Below are 22,016 nucleotides of genomic sequence, written 5' to 3'. Positions count from 1 at the left end.
AGGATGACGCACTGATAGCCGGTCGCGTATGCCCGCGCAGGATGAGCGCCATGATTCAACAGTAGACACAGCGAGTCAGGAGTGGGGTATGACCAACAAGCCGCATGATCCAAGGGATGAAGAACTCGAGCGTGCCGAGCGTGAAGCCGAGCCGCAGCCGCTTGAACCCGACAATACGGATACCCTTGAGGATATCGAAGGCGAGCTGGCGTCAGATGACGATGCCGTCCTGAGCCAGAGTGAGCAGGAAGCCGACGTTCTGGCCGGCCGGGTAGCAGAGCTTGAGCAGGAGCTGGCACAGGCAAAGGACCAGCAGGTTCGGGCCGCGGCTGAAGCCCAGAATGCGCGCCGTCGTGCCGAACAGGACGCCGAAAAGGCCAAAAAGTTTGCGCTCGAGAAGTTCGTCAAGGAGCTGCTGCCGGTCGTGGACAGCCTTGAAAAGGGTCTTGAGAGCATGAGTCAGGACGTCAGCGAAACACATCGTGAAGGCGTGTCGATGACGCTCAGGATGCAGCTAGATGTGCTGGGCAAGTTTGGCGTCGAGCAGCTCGATCCGCATGGTGAGCCCTTTGACCCGCAATACCATGAAGCCATGACGCAGGTGGCCAATCCGGACATGGACCCCAATACGGTCATGGACGTCATGCAAAAAGGGTACACGCTCAACGGTCGTCTGGTGCGCCCGGCCATGGTGGTGGTGAGCAAGCAGGCCTGACGACCCGATTTCGGATGATTTGTCGACAACGATACGTGTGGGGTCTTGAAAAGCAGCGTAATGCCCACACATAGGCAGACATCCACGCAGCGTTGGCTGCGCATCGACAGCAATTTTGGTTCAGAAGATTTTTCGAGGTGACACTATGGGACGCATTATTGGTATCGACCTTGGCACAACCAACTCCTGTGTGGCTGTGCTCGATGGCGACAAGACCCGCGTAATCGAAAACGCTGAAGGCGCGCGTACTACGCCTTCCATCATCGGCTACACCGATGACGGCGAAACACTGGTGGGTCAGGCGGCCAAGCGTCAGGCCGTGACCAACCCGAACAACACCCTGTATGCGGTCAAGCGCCTGATCGGCCGCAAGTTCAAGGACGACGTTGTTCAAAAGGACATCAAGATGGTGCCCTACAGCATCATTGAAGCCGACAACGGCGATGCCTGGGTTCAGGTCAACGACAAGAAGATGGCGCCGCCGCAGGTCAGCGCTGAAGTTCTGAAAAAGATGAAGAAGACGGCCGAGGACTATCTCGGTGAAGAAGTCACCGAAGCGGTCATCACCGTCCCGGCCTATTTCAACGATTCTCAGCGTCAGGCCACCAAGGATGCCGGTCGTATCGCCGGTCTCGAGGTCAAGCGCATCATCAACGAGCCGACAGCTGCCGCGCTGGCCTACGGCATGGACAGCAAGGGTAGCGATCGCACCATCGCGGTCTATGACCTGGGCGGCGGTACCTTCGATATCTCCATTATCGAGGTCGCTGATGTTGATGGCGAAAAGCAGTTTGAAGTGCTTGCCACCAACGGTGACACCTTCCTGGGCGGTGAAGACTTCGATCTCAAGCTGATCGACTATCTTGTCCAGCAGTTCAAGACGGACTCCGGCATCGATCTTTCCGGCGACTCGCTTGCCATGCAGCGTCTGAAGGAAGCGGCCGAGAAGGCCAAGATCGAGCTGTCTTCTGCTCAGCAGACCGAAGTCAACCTGCCTTACATCACGGCAGACCAGACCGGTCCCAAGCACCTGGCCGTCAAGGTTACTCGTGCCAAGCTCGAATCGCTGGTCGAGGATCTGGTACAGCGCTCGCTCGGTCCGTGCAAGACTGCCATGCAGGACGCCGGCCTTTCCAACAGCGAGATTCAGGACGTGATTCTGGTTGGCGGTCAGACCCGCATGCCGATGGTGCAGCAGAAGGTTGCTGAATTCTTCGGCAAGGAAGCACGCAAGGACGTCAATCCGGACGAAGCCGTGGCCATGGGCGCTGCGCTTCAGGGCGGCGTACTGGGCGGCGACGTCAAGGACGTACTGCTGCTCGACGTCACGCCGCTGACGCTGGGTATCGAAACGATGGGTGGTGTCATGACGCCGCTGATCGAAAAGAACACCACGATCCCGACCAAGAAGACCCAGACCTTCTCCACGGCCGAGGACAATCAGACTGCCGTAACCATCCATGCCCTTCAGGGCGAGCGCAAGCAGGCGGCACAGAACAAGTCACTGGGTCGTTTCGACCTGGCCGACATTCCGCCGGCACCGCGCGGTGTGCCGCAGATCGAAGTGGCCTTTGATCTCGATGCCAACGGTATCCTGAACATCACGGCGAAGGATAAGGCGACCGGCAAGGAACAGTCGATCGTGATCAAGTCCTCCGGCGGTCTCTCCGATGAAGAGATCGATCAGATGGTCAAGGACGCCGAGGCGCACGAGGCCGAAGACAAGAAGTTCGAGGAGCTCGTTCAGCTGCGCAACCAGGCCGACGGCATGATCCACGCTTCGCGCAAGACGCTCGAAGAGTCCGGTGACAAGGCCACTGACGAAGATCGTCAGAACATCGAAACGGCCATCAGCGAACTGGAAGAAGCGCTCAAGAGCGACGACCCGGAACAGATCCAGCCGAAACTGGATGCTTTGACGGAAGCTTCCGGCAATCTGGCCCAGAAGATGTATGCCGAGCAGGGCGAACAGGCTCAGGCTGAGCAGCCGGAAGGCCATCAGAAGAGCAAGGATGATGTGGTCGATGCGGACTACGAAGAAGTCAACGACGACCAGAAAAAACAGTAAGGCTTTCCACGCCTGATCTGTACAACGCGGGGGCCTTGCTCCCGCGTTGTTTTTGCAGGTGTCAGACTTCGGAGGATCCGTTACATCATGTCCAAGCGTGACTACTATGAGGTCCTCGGCGTCGAGCGCGGCGCCGACGACAAGGAAATCAAGAAGGCCTATCGCCGACTGGCACAGAAATATCATCCCGACCGCAATCCCGATGATGAATCTGCTGCCGAGAAGTTCCGCGAGGTCTCCGACGCTTATGAAGTGCTGGCCGACAGTGACAAGCGGGCAGCCTACGACCAGTTTGGTCACGCCGGTGTCGATGGCCAGGGTGGTGGCTTTGGCGGCGGCGGCTTTGGTGGTGCCGGCGGCGCAGGCGGATTCAGCGATATCTTCGGCGACGTCTTTGGCGACATCTTCGGCGGTGGCGGCGGACGCCGTGGCCCGGGAGGTGCCGCCCGCGGCAGCGATTTGCGCTATAACCTCGAGATCGATCTGGAAGAAGCCGTTGCCGGCACGACCGTCGATATTCGTGTGCCGCGGCTTGTAGAGTGCGATCGTTGTCACGGCGATTGCGCCGAGCCCGGTACCAGCAAGCGCACCTGCTCGACCTGTAACGGCATGGGTCAGGTTCGCATGCAGCAGGGCTTTTTTGCGGTACAGCAGCCCTGTCCGACCTGTCATGGTCAGGGGCAGAGCGTTGATACGCCATGCCGCAAGTGCCACGGCGAAGGACGCGTTCAGGAAACGCGCACCCTGTCGGTCAAGATCCCGCCCGGCGTCGATACCGGCGACCGCATCCGTCTCAACGGTGAGGGTGAGGCCGGCGTCAACGGTGGCCCGGCAGGCGATCTGTATGTGCAGGTGTCGATCAAGACGCACGCCATCTTCGAGCGTGACGGGCGTGATCTTTACTGTGAAGTGCCCATCAATTTCGTGGATGCCACCCTGGGTGGAGAACTCGAAGTGCCGACGCTGGAAGGTCGCGTCAAGCTGCGTATTCCGCCTGAAACCCAGACCGGCAAGCTTTTCAGGTTGCGCGGCAAGGGCGTCAAGCCGGTGCGCGGCGGGGCTCCGGGTGATCTGATGTGCAAGGTCGTACTGGAAACGCCGATCAATCTTGATGAAGAGCAAAAGCAGCTGCTGCGCCAATTCCAGGAAAGTCTGGACGGCACCGATACGCGTCATTCGCCGCGTAAAAGCCGCTGGTTCGACGGCGTGAAAAAGTTTTTCGATGACATGCGCCCCTGAGTAAGCGCTTGAGTCGATCTCAAAACCCTGCCCATCGGCGGGGTTTTTTTATGTCGGCAGCCGGCAGGCGAGTCGATCTGCTATCAACTACGCTTTGGGCAGGTTTTCAACACAGGGAGAACAGCATGGCAGTCATGTATGAAACCACCGTCAACGTTTCAGGCGGGCGCAAGGGACATGCTCGAAGCGATGATGGCATTCTCGATGTCAATCTGGCCATGCCGGGCAGCGGTGCTGATGCGACCAACCCTGAGCAGCTCTTTGCTGCGGGCTATGCGGCCTGCTTTGCCAGCGCCGCCATGGGCGTTGCGCGCCAGCAGGGCCATAAACTCGATGACATCCCGGTCGCCGCACATGTGGCGCTGGATGCGGAAAACCATGACTACAACCTTGTGGTCAAGCTGACAGCCGAAGTGGCGCTGCCTCAGGCTGAAGCGGAAAAACTGATTGCTCAGGCCCATGAGATGTGCCCGTACTCCAAGGCCACACGCGGTAATATTCAGGTTGATATTGAAGTGAAGGGTCACTGACATCACCGCGTGACGTTTCAAAAAACGCACCGCAGCTTTGGTAGACTGCGGTGCGTTTTTTTATGGAGAGCCTAAAGACATGTCGATTGCGTCAATGCCAGATGGAGTCTGGTCAAAGGTTCAGCGGTTTTTGGTGCTGCTGTGTCTGCTCACACTGGTCGGGTGTGCCGGTCAGCAGATGTCTGACGCTCCGGGGTCCACTGCATCGGGAAAGGCGTCCTATTACAGTGATCGGCATCAGGGGGCGCGTACCGCCAGCGGTGAGCAATACAATAAAAATGCCATGACGGCCGCCCATCGAACGCTTGCCTTTGGCACCCGAGTGCGCGTCACCAATCTGAATAATCAGCGCCAGACCGTGGTGCGCATCAATGACCGCGGGCCCTTTTCCAGAGGGCGGATCATTGATCTGTCTCGTGCAGCTGCCAGCCAGATTGGCATGATCCGCAGTGGCGTGGCACCGGTCAGGGTAGAGGTGCTGCAGTAACCAGGGCTTCGAGCCCTTTGTCCAGACGGATCTAAAGCGCGTTCTCGACCACCAGTAGTGGACATCCCCTGGTGCAACTCTCAATGCGGCCGTCGACCTGATAGACCTCGCGCAGAAGCTCGGCGGTGACCACGGCACGGGTTGGGCCACAGGCCTTGAGCGCGCCTCCGGCCAGGACGAGAGATTGATCGGAAAAGCGCAGGGCATGACCCAGATCATGCAGAGCCACGATGATCAGCATCTGGCGCTGTTCAGCCAGTCGACGAAGCACGCTCAAAAGCCCGATCTGACGATGCAGATCGAGCGCAGACGTGGGTTCATCCAGCAGCAGAATGTCAGGAGATTGCACCAGCGCCTGGGCTGCGCTGACAAGCTGGCGCTGTCCGCCGCTGAGATCGCCGATGTCTCGCTGTGCCAGAGCATGAAGATTGAGCTCATCGAGGGCGGCATCCACCTGAGCCAGATCTTCCGGCTGGACCTTGAGACGCCGACCCTGCATGCGTGCCAGCAGCACGCTTTCATAAACGCTTAATACCGCATCGATGCGGGTCTCCTGCGGCATGTAGGCCACCGGTCGCTCGGCCTGGGTGCCGGCAATCCGGACATGGCCGCCGCCGGACAGCAGTCCCATAATGCGTCGAAACAGCGTGGATTTTCCCGCAGCATTGGGGCCCAGCAGTGCCACGACCTGACCGCCCGACAGCGTTGGCGTGGTAATGCTCGAAAGCACCTCGCGCTTGCCGTAGTGGGCGGTCACCTGTTCAAGCGTCAGGCTTACCATGTCGATTTCTTCTGTTTGAGAACGAGAAAGAGGAAAAATGGAATGCCGACCAGTGAGGTGATGATACCGATGGGAATCACCGTGCCAGGAATCAGCATCTTGGAAATCACCGATCCTACCGAGAGAATAAGAGCGCCGCACAGGGCAGAGGCCGGCAGGAAAAATCGCTGATCCTCACCCACCAGCATCCGGGCAATATGCGGTCCCACCAGGCCAATAAAGCCGATCGTGCCGACAAAGGCCACCGACACTGATGCCAGCAGCGACACCAGCATCAGTACCTGCAGGCGAAGCCGACGCGGGCGCACACCCATGCTCTCGGCCTTGGCATCTCCCAGTCGCATGGCGGTCAGCGCCCAGCCATGGCGTGCCAGCAGCGGAATCGCGATGGCCAGAACGCCCAGCGAGACCCAGACCTTGGGCCAGGTCGCCTTGGTCAGGCTGCCCATGGTCCAGAACACCACGGCCGACAGGGCCTGCTGGCTGGCAAAAAACTGGATCAGTGCCATGAGCGCGTTGAAGATAAACACCATGGCAATGCCCAGCAAAACGATGGTTTCAATCGTCACGCCGCGGCGCATGCTTAAAAGATGAATCATCAACGCTGTGAGCATGGCGACCAGAAAGGCATTGATCGGCACGACATAGTCCACGGCGGCCGGAATGATCGACACCCCAAACGCCAGTGCCAGCGCCGCGCCGAAGCCGGCACCGGCCGAGATGCCCAGCGTGAAGGGGCTTGCCAGAGGGTTGCTCAGGATCGTCTGCATCTGCGCACCAGCGATCGAGAGGCTGGCGCCGACCACGATGGCCATCAGCGCGACCGGCATGCGGATCTGCCAGACAATGACACTGACCTGCTCGCTGACCGAGCCGGGCGAGAACAGTGCGCTTAGTACCTGCATCAAATCATAGCAGGCCGGCCCCAGTGCCAGGTCGACGCAAAAGCTTAAAAACAGTGCCCCCAAAAGGCCCAGCAGTATCAGCTGGCGACGCAGGACCATGGTGCGATAGAAGTCGCGTCCCTGTTCGGAAGAGGTCATGACCGCGATTAACCTATTCATCCGTTGCCTCGAGTGACACCCAGTAGCCGGGCTGATAGCTCAGCGGCAGGAACTGCTCGTAGAGCTCACGCATGGTGGCCTCAGGGTTCAGGTCCTTGAACAGCTCAGGGTGGAACCATTTGGCCAGTCGTTGTATCGCCACGAAATAGTAGGGGCTGTTATAGAACTGATGCCAGATGGCATGAACCTGATCATTGGCGACAGCATCGATACCCGTCATGGCCGTGCGATGCGTCAGGGCCTCGAGCTTGCGGCGGGCCTCTGTCATGTCGGCGCCAGGCCCGACGCCTACCCAGGCGCCACCGGGTACGTAGGCTTCCCAGTCACCGCCGGTGACCACGACCTGCTGCGGGTTGGAGGCGATGATCTGTTCAGGGTTAAGCGTGCCAAAGGTGCCCGGGATGATATCGTCTGCGATATTTTTCCCGCCGGCGATGCGAACGTAGTCGCCGAAGTTGTGCGGGCCAAAGCTCATGCAGCAGTCATCAGAGTAACCACCGGCACGATCAATGAACACGCGTGGACGTTCAGGATCGGCCTTTTCGATAACATCTGTAACGCGGGCCATCTGTTCGTTGGAAAAGTTGATAAAGCGCTCTGCCTCATCGCTTTTGTCCAGAAGTTCGCCCATGAGCCGAATGGAAGCCGGCGTGTCCTTGATGGGGTTTTCCCGAAAGTCGACATAGACGATGGGAATGCCAAGCGACGCAAGCTTGTCTTCGTAGCCGGCATCTTCGGTAGCAGTCTGTGACTCGATATTCATGAAAACGACGTCGGGTCTCAGGGAGGCCGCCTGTTCCACATCAAAGGTGCCATCCTTGAATCCCCCAAAGGTGGGGATGTTCTTGATCTCGGGAAATTTGGCGGCGTAGGCAGCCCAGGTTTCCGGGTCGGCCTGAGAGAGATCGTCGCGCCAGCCCACCACGCCCTTGAAGGGCGTCTCCGGTTGCAGGGCGCCCAATAGATAGATCTGGCGGCCCTCTCCCAGAATCATGCGTTTGACTGGAGTATCGATATGAACCTTATGGCCTGCGATGTCCGTAACGACTATCTCCTTCGCCTGAGTGACGCCGGAGAGCAGGGTGAGTGCTATAAAAGCGCTGAACAGCAGGTTTTTTTTCATGATCATTGTAATGGCCAGAGAAGGAGACGCACGCTGTAAACGGAGCACCGGACAGCATTCTGTCATATGATGATAAGGTTTATCATTCGCATTTTTTCGGCATTATGCGAGGTTTCATCGACGACGTCGAGTGGCAGGATGCGTAGAGAGTCAGGAACGAAAAGGTTGGCAACAGAAGGCCTGCCGGGCCGTTCCGGTTCTTCAGGAATATGGTAAGAAATGGCCCTGCCGGAAGGCAGGGCCATCGATGGACCCGTTCAGGAGGATATGACGCCGGCGCTAACCGGCATCAGAGGTCTCCTCCCAGTCCCTGACCACATCCGACATGGTCTTCAGGCGCGACACGGCGAGTCTTGACAAGGGATCCAGCTCGCTGCCGTCCTGCTCGGCATAGTCGATGATCTGGCGTTTCATGTCGCGGGCCCAGAACTTCTTGAGGTGGCCGGCAATCTGCTCGGCCGCTGCCTCATCGCTGTCATGATAGCGATTGTTGAGACTGATCTGATTGACCATCTTGATTAACGGTACAGTGGGGTCGTTCATGTCACCCTCGCAGTCCAGGTAAGGTCATGGTCTCCGGCGCTCATTTGAGCGCCGGCTCCGGTGACTCGGCGTTGGCCAGGTAGCGTTGTTGACGTTCATCAAAGCGCTGGAACTGCTGCTGCCACGACGAGGGTTGTGACACCTTCTCGACCTGTACCGCGGTCACCTTGTATTCCGGACAGTTGGTCGCCCAGTCCGAATTGTCAGTGGTGATGACGTTGGCGCCGCTGCCCGGATGGTGGAAGGTGGTATAGACCACGCCCGGGGCCATGCGATCACTGATGCGACAGCGCAATACGGTATGCCCCACGCGGCTGCGAATGCCCAGCCAGTCGCCGTCCCGCAATCCTCGATCCTCGGCATCTGCCGGATGAATTTCCAGTACGTCTTCCGAATGCCAGCTGCTGTTGGCGGTGCGTCTTGTCTGCGCGCCCACGTTGTACTGACTCAGGATACGTCCGGTAGTCAGCAGCAGCGGATAGCGTGCGTTGACTCGTTCCTCGGTCGCCACGTACTCGGTAATGGCGAAATGCCCCTTGCCAATCGGGAAGTCCACCCCATGCATGGTGGGCGTGCCCAGTGGATAGTCATCGTTGCAGGGCCACTGAATGCTGCCCAGTTTTTCCAGCTTGTCATAGCTGACGCCGGTAAAGGTGGGTGCAAGGTTTGCGATCTCGTCCATGATTTCAGACGGATGGCTGTAGTTCATTGGGTAGCCCAGGGCATTGGCCAGATCCTGAGTGACCTCCCAGTCTTCCTTGCCGGCGACCGGTGGCATGACCCGACGCACGCGATTGATGCGACGCTCGGCATTGGTGAAGGTGCCATTTTTCTCGAGGAAGGTAGCCCCCGGCAGCAGCACGTGAGCGTATTTTGCCGTCTCGTTAAGGAAAATATCCTGAACGATCAGGCAGTCCAGCGCTGACAATGCAGACTCGACGTGCTGAGTGTTGGGGTCGGACTGCGCGATATCCTCGCCCTGGACATAGAGTGCCTTGAAGGTGCCGTTGATGGCAGCATCGAACATGTTGGGGATGCGAAGCCCCGGTTCGTCATCGAGCTTGGCATTCCACACCGTTTCAAAGCGCTGGCGGATGTCCGGGTCGGCCACGTGTTGATAGCCCGGCAGTTCGTGCGGGAATGAACCCATGTCACAGGAGCCCTGAACATTGTTCTGACCGCGCAGCGGGTTGACGCCGACGCCTTCACGACCGATGTTGCCGGTCGCCATCGCCAGGTTGGCGATCGCCATGACCGTGGTTGACCCCTGACTGTGCTCGGTGACGCCCAGTCCGTAATAGATGGCGCCGTTGCCGGCGGTGGCATAGGCACGAGCCGCCCGGCGAACCTGGTCGGCCGGCACGCCGGTTTCGCTTTCCACGGCTTCCGGTGCATGACGCGGATCAGAGATAAATTCGCGCCAGCGCTGATACCCCTCGGTGTCGCAGCGGCGTGCGATGAAATCGGTGTCCTCGAGCCCTTCGGTAACGACCACATGGCCGAGAGCATTGACCAGTGCCACATTGGTGCCGGGCTTGAGTGCCAGATGCATCCCCTCGCCGCCGTGTGGCGTATTGAGCAGGTCGATACGCCGCGGGTCGGCGACGATCAGCGTCGCGCCCTGGCGCAGGCGTCTCTTCATCTGCGAGGCAAATACCGGGTGAGCATCGGTCGGGTTGGCCCCGATCACCAGGATGGTGTCGGCCTTCATGACCGAATCGAACGTCTGCGTACCGGCCGATTCGCCGAGCGTGGTCTTGAGACCGTAGCCGGTCGGCGAATGGCAGACGCGGGCGCAGGTGTCGGTGTTGTTGTTGCCCAGAGCCGCGCGAATGAGCTTCTGGACCAGATAGGTCTCTTCATTGGTGCAGCGTGACGAGGTAATGCCGCCAACGCTGTCGCGACCGTACTGGTTCTGGATCTCCTTGAGGCGACGGGCGGCAAAGCTGATCGCTTCTTCCCAGGAGACGGCGCGCCAGGGCTGGTCGATCGAGTCGCGAATCATCGGCTCGCGAATGCGGTCCTTGTGGGTGGCGTAGCCAAAGGCAAAGCGACCCTTGACGCAGGAGTGGCCGTGGTTCGCGTCGCCCCCCTTGTAGGGCACCATGCGTACCAGCTTGTCACCCTTCATCTGTGCCTCGAACGAGCAGCCCACGCCGCAATAGGCACAGGTGGTCACGACGCTGTGCTCCGGCACGCCTTCCTCGATGACGCTCTTTTCCATCAGCGTCGAGGTGGGGCAGGCCTGGACACAGGCACCGCAGGAGACACACTCGGAATCCATAAAGGGTTCGTTCTGGCTGGCGGCAACCTTCGAGTCGAAACCGCGCCCCTCGATGGTCAGGGCAAAGGTGCCCTGTACTTCGCCGCAGGCACGCACGCAGCGTGAGCAGACGATGCACTTGCTGGGATCAAAGCTGAAGTAGGGGTTGGAGTCATCGATCTCGGCATCGAGATGGTTGGCACCGTCAAAGCCATAGCGTACTTCGCGAAGCCCCACGACTCCGGCCATGTCCTGTAGCTCGCAGTCACCGTTGGCCGGACAGGTCAGGCAGTCCAGCGGGTGGTCGGAGATGTAGAGCTCCATGATGTTGCGGCGCAGTTTCGCGATTTTGGCGTTCTGCGTCGTGACATTCATGCCCTCGGTGACCGGCGTCGTGCACGAGGCCGGCATACCGCGCCGCCCCTCGATTTCGACCGCGCAGAGTCGGCACGAACCGAACGCCTCGAGATTGTCCGAGGCACACAGTCGGGGGATGGTAATGCCGGCCAGTGCGGCGGCACGCATGACAGAGGTACCTTCCGGCACGCGAATCGCGGTGCCGTCGATGGTCAGCTCGACCGGTGTCTCGGACGTGCGCGCTGGCGTGCCCAGATCTCGATCGAAAAACGCCGGATTAAAGGTATTCTGGTATTCACCAACGCCGCCCAGCCCTGCATTGAAGGCATGTGGGTCGGCCTGTTTGGGGTCAAAATAGTTCAGCATGTCGTACCTCCCGCCGTGACGGCTTTTCGAGGTGTCAGATCATCGGGAAAGTGCTGCATGACGCTCTGGACCGGGAACGGCGTCATGCCGCCCATGGCACACAGCGAGCCATCGACCATGGTGTCGCAAAGATCGGTGAGCAGGGCGAGGTTCTTCTCAAACGACTCGCCGGCGCGGATGCGATCGATCACCTCCACGCCGCGCACGGCACCGATTCGGCACGGCGTGCACTTGCCGCAGGACTCCACGCTGCAGAACTCCATGGCAAAGCGGGCCTGATCGCCCATGTCGACGCTGTCGTCAAACATCACCACGCCGCCGTGGCCTACGACGCCCCCGAAGGCGGCAAAGCCTTCATAGTCGACCGGATGGTCCCACTGGCTCTCTGGCAGATAGGCGCCCAGCGGGCCACCGACCTGAACGGCCTTGAGCGCTCGCCCGCTCAGGGTGCCGCCACCAAATCCTTCCATCAGTTCTCTCAGGCTGGTGCCAAAGGCAAGCTCCACCAGTCCGCCGCGTTTGACGTTGCCGGCCAGCTGAATGGCCAGCGTTCCGCGCGAGCGGCCCAGCCCGTAATCGGCATAGGTCTGACCGCCCTGATCCATGATGAAGGGCACCGCCGCCAGCGACAGTACGTTGTTGACCACGGTAGGCCGGCCAAACAGCCCTTCAATGGCAGGTAGGGGGGGCTTTGCACGTACCAGTCCGCGCTTGCCCTCAAGGCTCTCCAGCAGGGACGTTTCTTCGCCGCAGATATAGGCGCCGGCCCCCAGACGCACTTCCAGGTGGAAGGCGCGGCCGCTGCCCTGAATGTTGTCGCCGAGATAGCCGGCGTTGACGGCGCGCTCGATCGCCTCATCAAGGATGGCGTGCGCCAGCGGATATTCGGAGCGCAGATAGATGTAGCCCTGGTCGGCGCCTACGGCGAGACCCGCAATGGTCATGCCCTCGATAAGCAGGTAGGGATCACACTCCATCACCAAGCGGTCAGCAAAGGTGCCTGAGTCGCCTTCATCGGCGTTGCAGACCACGTACTTTTGACCCGGGGGCTGGTCATGCACGGTCTGCCACTTGATGCCGGTAGGAAAGGCTGCACCGCCGCGACCGCGCAGGCCGGAGGTCTTGACCTCATCGACGACGGCCTGGCTGTCCAGTGCCAGCGTTTTTTTCAGACCTTCAAAGCCGCGTAGGGCGGTGTAGTCTTCGATCGATACCGGGTCGGTGATGCCGATACGCGAGAAGGTCAGCCGCTGCTGGCGCTTGAGATAATCAATCTCCTCGGTCAGCCCCAGCGAAAGGGGGTGGTCCTGACGCGCCTCGAACAGACCGGCCTCGATCAGGCTGTCCACGTCTTTCGGGGTGACCGGGCCAAACGCGATGCGACCTTCAGGTGTGTCGATCTCGACCAGCGGTTCCAGATAAAACAGGCCACGCGAGCCGTTGCGCACGATGTTGATGTCGACATTGCGAGCCTTTGCGCCGCGCTCAAGACGGGTGGCGACCCGGTCGGCCCCCAGGGCCAGTGCCGTGGTGTCGCGGGGGACATAAACGGTAACGGTCATTACTTCACCTCCACGACGGTCGCTGACAGCTCGTCTGTCAATTCATCGAACTGCTCGGGGGTCATCCGACCATGAATATCATCGTTGACGCGGATGGAAGGGCCGCAGGCGCAGTTGCCCAGACAATAGACCGGCTCGAGGGTGAACTCGTGATCCGGCGTGGTCTGGTGGTAATCGATACCCAGTACCTTTCGCGCATGGGCCTCGAGCTGGCGGCTGCCCACCGACTGGCACGCCTCGGCGCGACAGATCTGGACGACGTTGCGCCCGGCCGGATGTGTGCGAAAGTGATGATAAAAGCTGATGATGCCATGCACCTCGGCGCGGGTATGGCGCAGGGCATCGGCAATCATGGGTACCGCCTCTTCAGGGATGAAGCCGAAGCGGTCCTGAATGGCATGCAGCATCGGCAGCATGGCGCCCGGCCTTGAACGGTGGGCATCAATCACTGCCTGAATTTGCGCCGGCGTCCAGGCGTCGGCGACGGGGGAATGGGTCTGTGACATGGCCGGATCTCATCAGGTCGGAGGATTAAAGCGACAACGCTCATCCGATCGTCTTATAGGAATCGTTATTCATAACTGCTTTAAGTCAGGGTCACGTTCGCGACCAAATTAGCACTCTCTATACGGCTGCAAAATATGAACGAAAATGCTTAGCAAAAAGTTGAATATCGTCCCGGCCTGGCGCTTTTATCGCGAAGATGGCGAATTGCTCGATCCGGTACTGTTTGTGCTGCTGGCGGGGCTGCTCGAGACCGGCAAGCTGACTCAGGCGGCCAGCCGGGCCGGTGTCTCCTATCGGCATGCCTGGAACCTGCTCAATCGCGCCGAGGCCTTTTTTGGCATGTCGCTGGTGGAGATGCGCCGTGGTCATGGCACGAAGCTCTCGCCGCTGGGTGAAAAGCTGTTGTGGGCAGAGCAGCGCGTGCGCGCACGACTGGGGCCTCAGATCGACAGCATGGCCTCCGAGCTCAACCATCAACTCCAACAGCTGCTGGATGGCGCTCATCCCGTACTGCGCCTGCACGCCAGCCACGGCTATGCCGTTGCCCTGCTGCCGGATTTTCCCGGGGAGCTTGATCTGCGCTATTGCACCTCCAGAGAGGCGCTGGAAGCGCTCAGGCGTGATGAATGCGATCTGGCTAGCCTGCACCTGCCGGTGGACCCCGGGCTGGCCGAGCAGGTCATGGCGGTCTATCGCCCCTGGCTGTCCGGGCAGAATCTGAGTGTCATCCGGTTCGTGACGCGTCGCCAGGGGCTGATGCTGCGTCATGAGGACCACGATCGGATTCGTAGCATGGCGGACCTGATGCGTGGTGATATTCGATTCATTCAGCGCAATGAACGCTCCGGGACCCGCATGTTGTTTGATCTACTGCTGGCAGAGCAGGGCATTGATGATGCTGAGTTGCCGGATGCCCGCCACGAGGAGTTTACGCATACGGCGGTCGCAGCCTATGTGGCGGCGGGCATGGCGGATGCAGGCTTTGGCGTGGAGGCTGCCGCGACGCAGTTTGGCCTTGATTTTGTGCCTCTGACGACCGAGCACTATCTGTTGATCTGTCACACGGATCGACTGGCTCAGGACAACCTCCAGGCGCTGCTGGGGTATATGGCCTCAAAGCGCTTTCTGGCCGGAGTAGACGCCCTGAATGGTTACGCGCCGGATCGCTGCGGCGAGGTGATGACGCTTGAGGCGCTGCTGGCGGAAAACGCCGCCGGCCCTGCATGACTCATTCCTGGTTGACGTCGGCAGGCCACTGCCTGGGTTGTTGCGCAGATTCCGGGACGTTGAAGCATCCCAGCAGAGAACGCTGCAGCCAGCTGAAGTTGTCGTCGCTGACCATCAGGTAGCGCTGCGAGGCGATACGGGTCAGGCCCTCGAAATTGTCCAGCCGCCAGCCGTCGTCGCTGACCAGACGTGCCAGGGTGTCGCCCGGTACCACGCCATCCGGGGTGGCTCTGGAAAGGCGGGCCCGACGCAGTGAGATGATCAACGGCCTGCCGATCTTGAAGTTGCGCTCCAGCATTAAAAGGTCGTCACCCAGCGGGGCCATGGCCGTCAGGCCGCTGTCAGCGCTGCTGCGCTGCCAGCGCCACTGGTGTCCATCAAGATCAAACAGACGGCTTTCATTGTCGTTCATGCCTTTTGAGGCAAATTCGAGTCCGCCAATCAGGCCATGTACGGGATGGTTGGCCAATGCCTCCAGGCTGCCGTTGTTCTGTGCGCCATCAAGGGCCGAGAGTTGCAGTGGCTCCCCCACGGGTTCTCCTTCGAGGGTGAAGCGCTGCAGTCGATGCTGGCGCTCAAAGCCGATCAAAAGCTGTGTTTCTCCCTGCTTGCCCTTGATCAGTACCATGGATTCACTGTCTGCCTGGGGCATTTCGAGCGGCCGCCCCCGGTGGTCGAGCAGGGGAGCTGAACCCAGCAGTTCAAGATGGGTCAGCTGCTGTTGATCATCAAAACGAGGACGGGTGCGATAAAGATGGCCGCGGTCGGAAAGCATGTACAGCAGGTGGCTTTGCTGATCGAAGGCCAGTGCCGACAAGCCGCCCAGTGGCTGGCCATCGGGCATATGATCCGGCAGTTCCAGCATGCCACACCACTCAAGGCGTTCGGGGCTTGAGCCGCCCGGAGGGCCACCCGGATCGACGATACCGGCTTGAGTGCAGCCGGGCAGCAGAACCAGGCACAGCGCCAGTGTGGCTGCAGAAAGGAAAGAGTGAGAGTGTCTGTCCACCATGGCGCCGTCCGGTTGGGAAGTGTGATGGGTTATAGTGGCAGAGAAGCCTGAGAGCAAACGATGAACATGAGCAGAAAGCAGGGGGACGTGTGACACGAATTGCCATCATGGGCGCTGCAGGGCGTATGGGCAAAATGCTGATCGAGGCGGTCAACGGCGATGACAGTGCTCGGCTGACCGGCGCCGTCGTGCGCCCGGACAGTTCTCTAAAGGGTGCCGATGCCGGGGAGCTGGCCGGCCAGGGGCGTCTTGGCGTCACGCTCTGTGGCAGTCTTGAAGAGATTGTCGATGACTTTGATGTCCTGATCGACTTCACCACGCCGGCCCTGACGCTTGAAAACCTGGCCATCTGCGCCAGGCATGGCAAGCGTCTTGTGATCGGGACCACCGGATTCAATGAGAAACAGTTGAGCGCGCTGGAAGGTTATGCCTCAACGGTGCCCTTTGTATTTGCGGCCAACATGAGTACCGGCGTGAATCTGTCACTCAACCTGCTTGCCACGGCTGCCCGGGCATTGGGCGATGCCGGCTTTGATATCGAGATCATCGAAGCCCATCACCGCCACAAGGTCGATGCGCCTTCGGGTACGGCTCTGATGATGGGACGTGCGGTGGCCGAGCCGCTGGGTCGTGATCTGAAGACCGATGGCGTCTATCAGCGTGTGGGGCAGGTGGGACCGAGAAGCGCTCGGGAAATCGGTTTTTCCACCGTGCGCGGCGGTGACATCGTGGGTGAGCATACCGTGTTGTTTGCCGCCGAAGGCGAGCGCATCGAGGTTACCCACAAGGCATCGAGCCGGTTGACCTTCGGGCGCGGTGCAGTGCGTGCGGCACACTGGCTGGTGGGTCAGCCTGCCGGTCACTACGACATGCAGGATGTGCTGGGCCTCAAGCAGGACTGATCCGGCATTTTCAAAACATGAACATTGTGTGATGGCATGCGCGGGTGAAATCCGATATTATCGGCACAATTTGGCCGGGTCGAACCCGCAGACCATGGCGATAAAACAAAGCGGGATGAAGCCCTTCAGGGTTTCGTCCCGCTTTTTTGCAGCCCGGGGCCATGTCCTTCATCAGGGGGCACCGGGAATGCATGGTCGACGGGGTCGCCAGACGGCCGGTTTTACGGTCAGCGTTGTCGCTTTCGCTGACAGTTTCTTTTGCCCTGTGGAGGACGTTGCATTGATCAAACCCGCGATTCTGGCGCTCGAGGATGGCAGCGTATTTCACGGCGTCTCCATTGGCGCCGACGGAGAAACCAGCGGTGAGGTGGTTTTCAATACGGCCATGACAGGCTATCAGGAGATCCTGACGGACCCTTCCTATTCTCGCCAGATTGTCACGCTTACCTATCCCCATATCGGCAACACCGGCATCAACGAAGAGGATGTCGAATCCCACCATATTCATGCCGCCGGCCTTGTCATTCGTGATCTCCCCCGTCTGGTCAGCAATTTCCGCAGTGTTCGCGCCCTTGATGACTATCTGGCCGCTCATGGCATTCTGGGCATTGCCGATATCGACACGCGTCGTCTGACCCGACTTTTGCGTGACAAGGGCGCCCAGAACGGCGCGATTATTGCCGGGGCAGATGCTCAGGGTGATGACGCCGTGGCACGCGCGCTGGCAGCGGCCAACGCCTTTCCCGGGCTCAAGGGCATGGATCTGGCCCGCGAGGCCGGCACCCGCGAGATTCATGAATGGCATGACGGTGAGTGGCAGCTGGGCAAGGGCTATGACGATTTTCGTCAGCGCGAACGTCCCTGGCATGTGGTGGCCTATGATTTCGGCACCAAGCACAACATCTTTCGCATGCTGACCAGCCGCGGCTGTCGGCTGACCGTGGTGCCGCCGCAGACACCGGCCAGCGAGGTGCTGGCGATGAACCCCGACGGCGTTTTTCTGGCCAACGGCCCGGGCGACCCGGAGCCCTGTGACTATGCCATCCGGGCCATTCAGGAAATTCTGGCGACCAGAACGCCGGTCTTTGGCATCTGCCTGGGCCATCAGCTGCTGGCGCTGGCCAGTGGCGCCAAAACCATCAAGATGAAGCAGGGTCATCACGGCGCCAACCACCCGGTGCTGGATATCGATCGCGGCCATGTCATGATCACCAGTCAGAACCATGGGTTTGCCGTTGACGAGGCCTCCTTGCCGGCCAATGTGCGCGCGACGCATCGATCGCTGTTTGACCACACGCTGCAGGGCATCGAATTGACCGATACGCCGGCCTTCAGTTTCCAGGGGCACCCGGAAGCCAGTCCCGGGCCACATGACGTTTCACCGCTGTTTGATCGCTTCGTGGCCATGATGGAAGGCCGCCGTCAGGCCGCCTGACCCGATCCCGGCGGCGGCTTGCGCCGTCGCCCGGGCCGCCATCGCATCCGACTTGTTCGCATCCCATTTTTCGACGCAGTGAAATCGTCATGCCAAAACGTACTGACCTGAAAAGCATTCTGATCATTGGCGCCGGCCCCATCGTTATCGGCCAGGCCTGTGAGTTCGATTATTCCGGCGCCCAGGCCTGCAAGGCGCTGCGCGAGGAGGGGTACCGGGTCATTCTGGTCAACTCCAATCCGGCCACCATCATGACCGACCCGGTCATGGCGGATGCCACCTATATCGAGCCGGTCACCTGGGAGACCGTGGCGCGCATCATCGAGCGCGAGCGTCCCGATGCGGTACTGCCGACCATGGGCGGTCAGACCGCCCTGAACTGTGCTCTTGAGCTGGATCGTCGCGGTATTCTGGATGAGTTCGGGGTCGAGCTGATCGGGGCCAATGCCAAGACCATCGAGAAGGCCGAGGATCGCGACCTGTTTGACAAGGCGATGAAAAATATCGGCCTTGAATGCCCGAAGGCGAAGGTGGCGCATTCAATGGATGAAGCCTGGGAGATTCAGTCCGAGCTGGGCTTTCCCTGCATCATTCGTCCTTCCTACACCATGGGCGGCTCCGGCGGCGGTGTGGCCTATAACCGCGAAGAGTTTGAAGAGATCTGCCATCGCGGCTTTGAGCTTTCTTCCAATCATGAGCTTTTGATTGACGAGTCGCTGCTGGGCTGGAAGGAGTACGAGATGGAGGTTGTTCGCGACAAGAGCGACAACTGCATCATCGTTTGTGCCATTGAAAACTTCGACCCGATGGGCGTGCATACCGGTGATTCCATCACGGTAGCGCCGGCGCAGACGCTGACTGATAAAGAGTATCAGATCATGCGTAATGCCTCGCTGGCAGTCCTCAGGGAGATCGGCGTCGAGACCGGCGGCTCCAACGTACAGTTTGGCGTTGATCCTGACACCGGGCGCATGGTCGTGATCGAGATGAACCCGCGCGTATCGCGCTCATCGGCGCTGGCCTCCAAGGCTACCGGCTTCCCGATCGCCAAGGTCGCGGCCAAGCTGGCGGTAGGCTACACGCTCGACGAGCTGCAAAACGACATCACCGGTGGCGCCACGCCTGCGTCGTTTGAGCCGGCCATCGACTATGTCGTGACCAAGATTCCGCGTTTTACCTTCGAGAAGTTTCCTCAGGCCAACGATCGTCTGACCACTCAGATGAAGTCGGTGGGCGAGGTCATGGCCATCGGACGCACTTTCCAGGAGTCGCTGCAAAAGGCGCTTCGCGGTCTCGAAATCGGTGTGGACGGGCTCGACCCCAAGCTTTCGAATTTCGACGAAGCGTCGCGCCAGCTGATGCAGGGCGAACTGCAGCGTCCGGGCGCCGATCGAATCTTTTTTGTGGCCGATGCCTTCCGTGCCGGGCTCTCGCTGGATGAAGTCTTTAACTTCACCAAAATCGATCGCTGGTTTTTGATCCAGATTCAGGAGCTGATGGTTCTGGAGGGTCAGATTGCCAAGACCTCCCTGAGCGATCTCAGTCGCAAGCAGGTTTATTTCTACAAGCGTCGCGGCTTTGGCGATGCACGTCTGGCCCGACTGATCGGGGTCAGCGAAAAGGCTTTCAGGGAGCATCGCCAGGCGCTGGACGTTCGTCCGGTCTTCAAGCGAGTGGATACCTGCGCTGCCGAGTTTGCAACGTCCACGGCCTACATGTACTCCACCTATGAAGAGGAGTGCGAGGCCAACCCGAGCGATCGTCAGAAGATCATGGTGCTGGGCGGCGGCCCCAACCGGATCGGTCAGGGCATCGAGTTCGACTATTGCTGCGTCCATGCCGCGCTTGCCATGCGTGAAGACGGTTATGAAACCATCATGGTCAACTGCAACCCTGAAACCGTCTCGACCGACTATGACACCTCCGATCGCCTCTATTTCGAACCGGTGACGCTTGAGGATGTGCTGGCCATCGTTGAAAAGGAGAAACCGGTTGGTGTCATCGTGCAGTTCGGTGGCCAGACGCCGCTGAAACTTGCCCGCGATCTGGAAGCGGCCGGAGTGCCGATTATCGGGACCACACCGGATGCGATCGACCGCGCCGAAGACCGTGAACGTTTTCAGCAGATGATCGACAAGCTTGGTCTCAAGCAGCCCAATAATGCCACGGCGCGCAGCTTTGAGGATGCCTTCGTCAAGGCCTCCAGGATCGGTTATCCGCTGGTCGTACGTCCGTCCTATGTACTGGGTGGGCGCGCGATGGAGATTGTCTACTCGGCCGATGAGCTCGAGAATTACATGACCCATGCGGTCAAGGTCTCCAACGATTCACCGGTGCTGCTGGATCATTTCCTCAATGCCGCCATCGAGGTGGACATTGATGCCATCAGCGACGGCAAGGACGTCGTGATCGGCGGCATCATGCAGCATATCGAACAGGCCGGCGTGCACTCCGGTGACTCGGCCTGCTCGCTGCCGCCCTATTCACTGCCGGCAGACGTTCAGGATCGCATGCGCGATCAGGTACAGCGCATGGCGCTGGAGCTCAATGTGGTCGGTCTGATGAACGTGCAGCTGGCCTGGCAGGATGGCGAGGTCTATGTCATCGAGGTCAATCCGCGTGCTTCACGTACCGTGCCATTTGTCTCCAAGTGCATCGGCCGCTCGCTGGCACAGCTCGCCGCGCGCGTCATGGCCGGCAAGACGCTGGCAGAGCTCGAGTTCACCCGTGAGCACATTCCGGATTTCTATAGCGTCAAGGAAGCGGTCTTCCCCTTCAACAAGTTCCCGGGTGTAGACCCGATCCTGACGCCGGAGATGAAGTCGACCGGTGAGGTCATGGGGACCGGCACCACCTTTGCCGAGGCCTTCTACAAGGCGCAGCTGGGGGCGGGCGAAGCCATCCCGGCGCTGACGGGCGGTCGTCGGGCATTCCTTTCTGTTCGTGATCCGGACAAGGAGGGCGTTATTGACGTGGCCCGTTCTCTGTTAACATTAGGCTTTACGTTGATTGCCACACAGGGCACGGCGCAGGCACTGGAAGCTGCCGGCCTGCCGGTCGAGGCGGTCAACAAGGTGTTTGAAGGCCGTCCCCATATCGTCGACATGATTAAAAACGATGAGGTTGCCTACATCGTGAATACGACCGAGGGGCGGCAGGCCATTAACGATTCTTCCATGATTCGCCGTTCAGCGCTGTCACACAAGGTGCCCTATGCCACGACCCTGGCAGGGGCGCGCGCCGTGTGCATGGCGCTTGAGTACGGTAACGAGATTACGGTACGGCGACTTCAGGAACTCCATACGAGTGTAACGGCATGAGCAGGGTTCCGATGACGGTGCAGGGCGAACAGGCCCTGCGTGAAGAGCTTAACCAGCTCAAGGGTGTTGATCGCCCGCGTGTGATTGCAGATATTGCCGAGGCGCGCGAGCATGGCGATCTCAAGGAAAATGCGGAGTATCACGCTGCGCGTGAGCAGCAGGGGTTTATCGAAGGGCGCATTCAGGAGATCGAATCGCGCCTGTCCAATGCCCAGGTCATTGATGTGACCAAAATGCCGCATACCGGCAAGGTCATCTTTGGCACCACGGTCAGGCTTTTGAACCTCGATACCGATGAGGAAGTGGCCTATCGCATCGTCGGTGAAGATGAAGCCAGCATCAAGGACGGCAAGATCTCGGTCAACTCTCCTATCGCGCGCGCGCTGGTGGGCAAATCCGAAGGTGATGTCGTCAACGTTCGCACACCCGGGGGTGATGTCGAGTACGAAATCGACAGCGTTGAACACGTTGGCTGATCAACATTTTATGGATGTATGTATCAAAAAAGCCCCCGA

The 22,016-nt window shown here is 59.8% G+C and carries 18 protein-coding genes; 10 read left to right on the top strand and 8 right to left on the bottom strand.

Going from position 1 to position 22,016, the window contains the following annotated elements:
* Positions 1 to 88 precede the first annotated feature (88 nt).
* From grpE to B9G99_RS04000, 5 genes are all read left to right on the top strand, one after another.
* Complete coding sequence (grpE, locus tag B9G99_RS04020) at positions 89 to 715, top strand: nucleotide exchange factor GrpE (RefSeq protein WP_086620852.1); 627 nt, start codon at positions 89 to 91, stop codon at positions 713 to 715.
* 145 nt (positions 716 to 860) lie between these two features.
* A complete protein-coding gene (gene dnaK / locus B9G99_RS04015) occupies positions 861 to 2,783 on the top strand; it encodes a molecular chaperone DnaK (RefSeq protein WP_086620851.1) in 1,923 nt (640 codons plus the stop codon).
* 87 nt (positions 2,784 to 2,870) lie between these two features.
* Positions 2,871 to 4,022: a molecular chaperone DnaJ gene (dnaJ, locus tag B9G99_RS04010; RefSeq protein WP_086620850.1), complete on the top strand. Its 1,152-nt coding sequence runs from the start codon at positions 2,871 to 2,873 to the stop codon at positions 4,020 to 4,022.
* Between the two features lie 125 nt (positions 4,023 to 4,147).
* Positions 4,148 to 4,552, top strand: coding sequence for an Ohr family peroxiredoxin (locus B9G99_RS04005; protein WP_086620849.1), 405 nt, complete (start codon positions 4,148 to 4,150; stop codon positions 4,550 to 4,552).
* Between the two features lie 79 nt (positions 4,553 to 4,631).
* Positions 4,632 to 5,039 carry a septal ring lytic transglycosylase RlpA family protein gene (locus B9G99_RS04000; RefSeq protein ID WP_227875920.1) on the top strand — a complete coding sequence of 136 codons (408 nt, stop codon included), beginning with the start codon at positions 4,632 to 4,634 and terminating at the stop codon, positions 5,037 to 5,039.
* 31 nt (positions 5,040 to 5,070) lie between these two features.
* On the opposite strand, the gene B9G99_RS03995 is transcribed toward B9G99_RS04000, so the two are convergent.
* The 7 genes from B9G99_RS03995 to B9G99_RS03965 all read right to left on the bottom strand — a co-directional run bounded on the left by B9G99_RS03995 (position 5,071) and on the right by B9G99_RS03965 (position 13,604).
* Entirely contained in the window at positions 5,071 to 5,820 is a 750-nt protein-coding gene (locus tag B9G99_RS03995; RefSeq protein WP_086620848.1) for an ABC transporter ATP-binding protein, read from the bottom strand.
* Positions 5,814 to 6,884, bottom strand: a complete 1,071-nt coding sequence (locus B9G99_RS03990; protein WP_086620847.1) for a FecCD family ABC transporter permease — start codon at positions 6,882 to 6,884, stop codon at positions 5,814 to 5,816. The genes B9G99_RS03995 and B9G99_RS03990 overlap by 7 nt, the downstream gene beginning before the upstream one ends.
* The gene (locus B9G99_RS03985; protein WP_335617627.1) at positions 6,877 to 8,013 is read right to left on the bottom strand and encodes an ABC transporter substrate-binding protein; all 1,137 of its coding nucleotides are present in this window, start codon (positions 8,011 to 8,013) and stop codon (positions 6,877 to 6,879) included. The genes B9G99_RS03990 and B9G99_RS03985 overlap by 8 nt, the downstream gene beginning before the upstream one ends.
* Positions 8,014 to 8,286: 273 nt before the next feature.
* Positions 8,287 to 8,550 (bottom strand): formate dehydrogenase subunit delta, encoded by a 264-nt coding sequence (locus tag B9G99_RS03980; protein WP_086620846.1) that lies wholly within the window; start codon positions 8,548 to 8,550, stop codon positions 8,287 to 8,289.
* Positions 8,551 to 8,590: 40 nt separating this feature from the next.
* Positions 8,591 to 11,536 carry a formate dehydrogenase subunit alpha gene (fdhF, locus tag B9G99_RS03975; RefSeq protein WP_086620845.1) on the bottom strand — a complete coding sequence of 982 codons (2,946 nt, stop codon included), beginning with the start codon at positions 11,534 to 11,536 and terminating at the stop codon, positions 8,591 to 8,593.
* Positions 11,530 to 13,098, bottom strand: coding sequence for a formate dehydrogenase beta subunit (locus tag B9G99_RS03970; RefSeq protein WP_086620844.1), 1,569 nt, complete (start codon positions 13,096 to 13,098; stop codon positions 11,530 to 11,532). The genes fdhF and B9G99_RS03970 overlap by 7 nt, the downstream gene beginning before the upstream one ends.
* Entirely contained in the window at positions 13,098 to 13,604 is a 507-nt protein-coding gene (locus B9G99_RS03965) for a formate dehydrogenase subunit gamma (protein ID WP_086620843.1), read from the bottom strand. The genes B9G99_RS03970 and B9G99_RS03965 overlap by 1 nt, the downstream gene beginning before the upstream one ends.
* Before the next feature lie 145 nt (positions 13,605 to 13,749).
* Between B9G99_RS03965 and B9G99_RS03960 the strand changes: the two genes are divergently transcribed.
* The gene (locus B9G99_RS03960) at positions 13,750 to 14,832 is read left to right on the top strand and encodes a substrate-binding domain-containing protein (protein WP_086620842.1); all 1,083 of its coding nucleotides are present in this window, start codon (positions 13,750 to 13,752) and stop codon (positions 14,830 to 14,832) included.
* A 1-nt stretch (position 14,833) separates the two neighbouring features.
* Here the strand turns inward: B9G99_RS03960 and B9G99_RS03955 are convergent, their stop codons facing one another.
* Positions 14,834 to 15,844, bottom strand: coding sequence for an esterase-like activity of phytase family protein (locus tag B9G99_RS03955; protein ID WP_086620841.1), 1,011 nt, complete (start codon positions 15,842 to 15,844; stop codon positions 14,834 to 14,836).
* An 89-nt stretch (positions 15,845 to 15,933) separates the two neighbouring features.
* Here B9G99_RS03955 and dapB point away from each other — a divergent pair, with 89 nt between their 5' ends.
* The 4 genes from dapB (at position 15,934) to greA (ending at position 21,977) form a co-directional block, all read left to right on the top strand.
* A complete protein-coding gene (gene dapB / locus B9G99_RS03950) occupies positions 15,934 to 16,746 on the top strand; it encodes a 4-hydroxy-tetrahydrodipicolinate reductase (RefSeq protein WP_086620840.1) in 813 nt (270 codons plus the stop codon).
* A gap of 280 nt (positions 16,747 to 17,026) precedes the next feature.
* On the top strand, positions 17,027 to 18,181 hold the full coding sequence (gene carA, locus B9G99_RS03945) for a glutamine-hydrolyzing carbamoyl-phosphate synthase small subunit (RefSeq protein WP_174678755.1): 1,155 nt from the start codon (positions 17,027 to 17,029) through the stop codon (positions 18,179 to 18,181).
* A gap of 89 nt (positions 18,182 to 18,270) precedes the next feature.
* The gene (gene carB, locus B9G99_RS03940) at positions 18,271 to 21,501 is read left to right on the top strand and encodes a carbamoyl-phosphate synthase large subunit (RefSeq protein ID WP_086620839.1); all 3,231 of its coding nucleotides are present in this window, start codon (positions 18,271 to 18,273) and stop codon (positions 21,499 to 21,501) included.
* Complete coding sequence (gene greA, locus B9G99_RS03935; protein ID WP_086620838.1) at positions 21,498 to 21,977, top strand: transcription elongation factor GreA; 480 nt, start codon at positions 21,498 to 21,500, stop codon at positions 21,975 to 21,977. Before carB ends, greA begins: the two co-directional genes overlap by 4 nt.
* Positions 21,978 to 22,016 lie beyond the last annotated feature (39 nt).

This window comes from Kushneria konosiri (assembly GCF_002155145.1).
Lineage (GTDB): Bacteria > Pseudomonadota > Gammaproteobacteria > Pseudomonadales > Halomonadaceae > Kushneria > Kushneria konosiri.
Note: the sequence above shows the minus strand (reverse complement) of the source record. Positions and strands in the feature narration are given on the sequence as shown.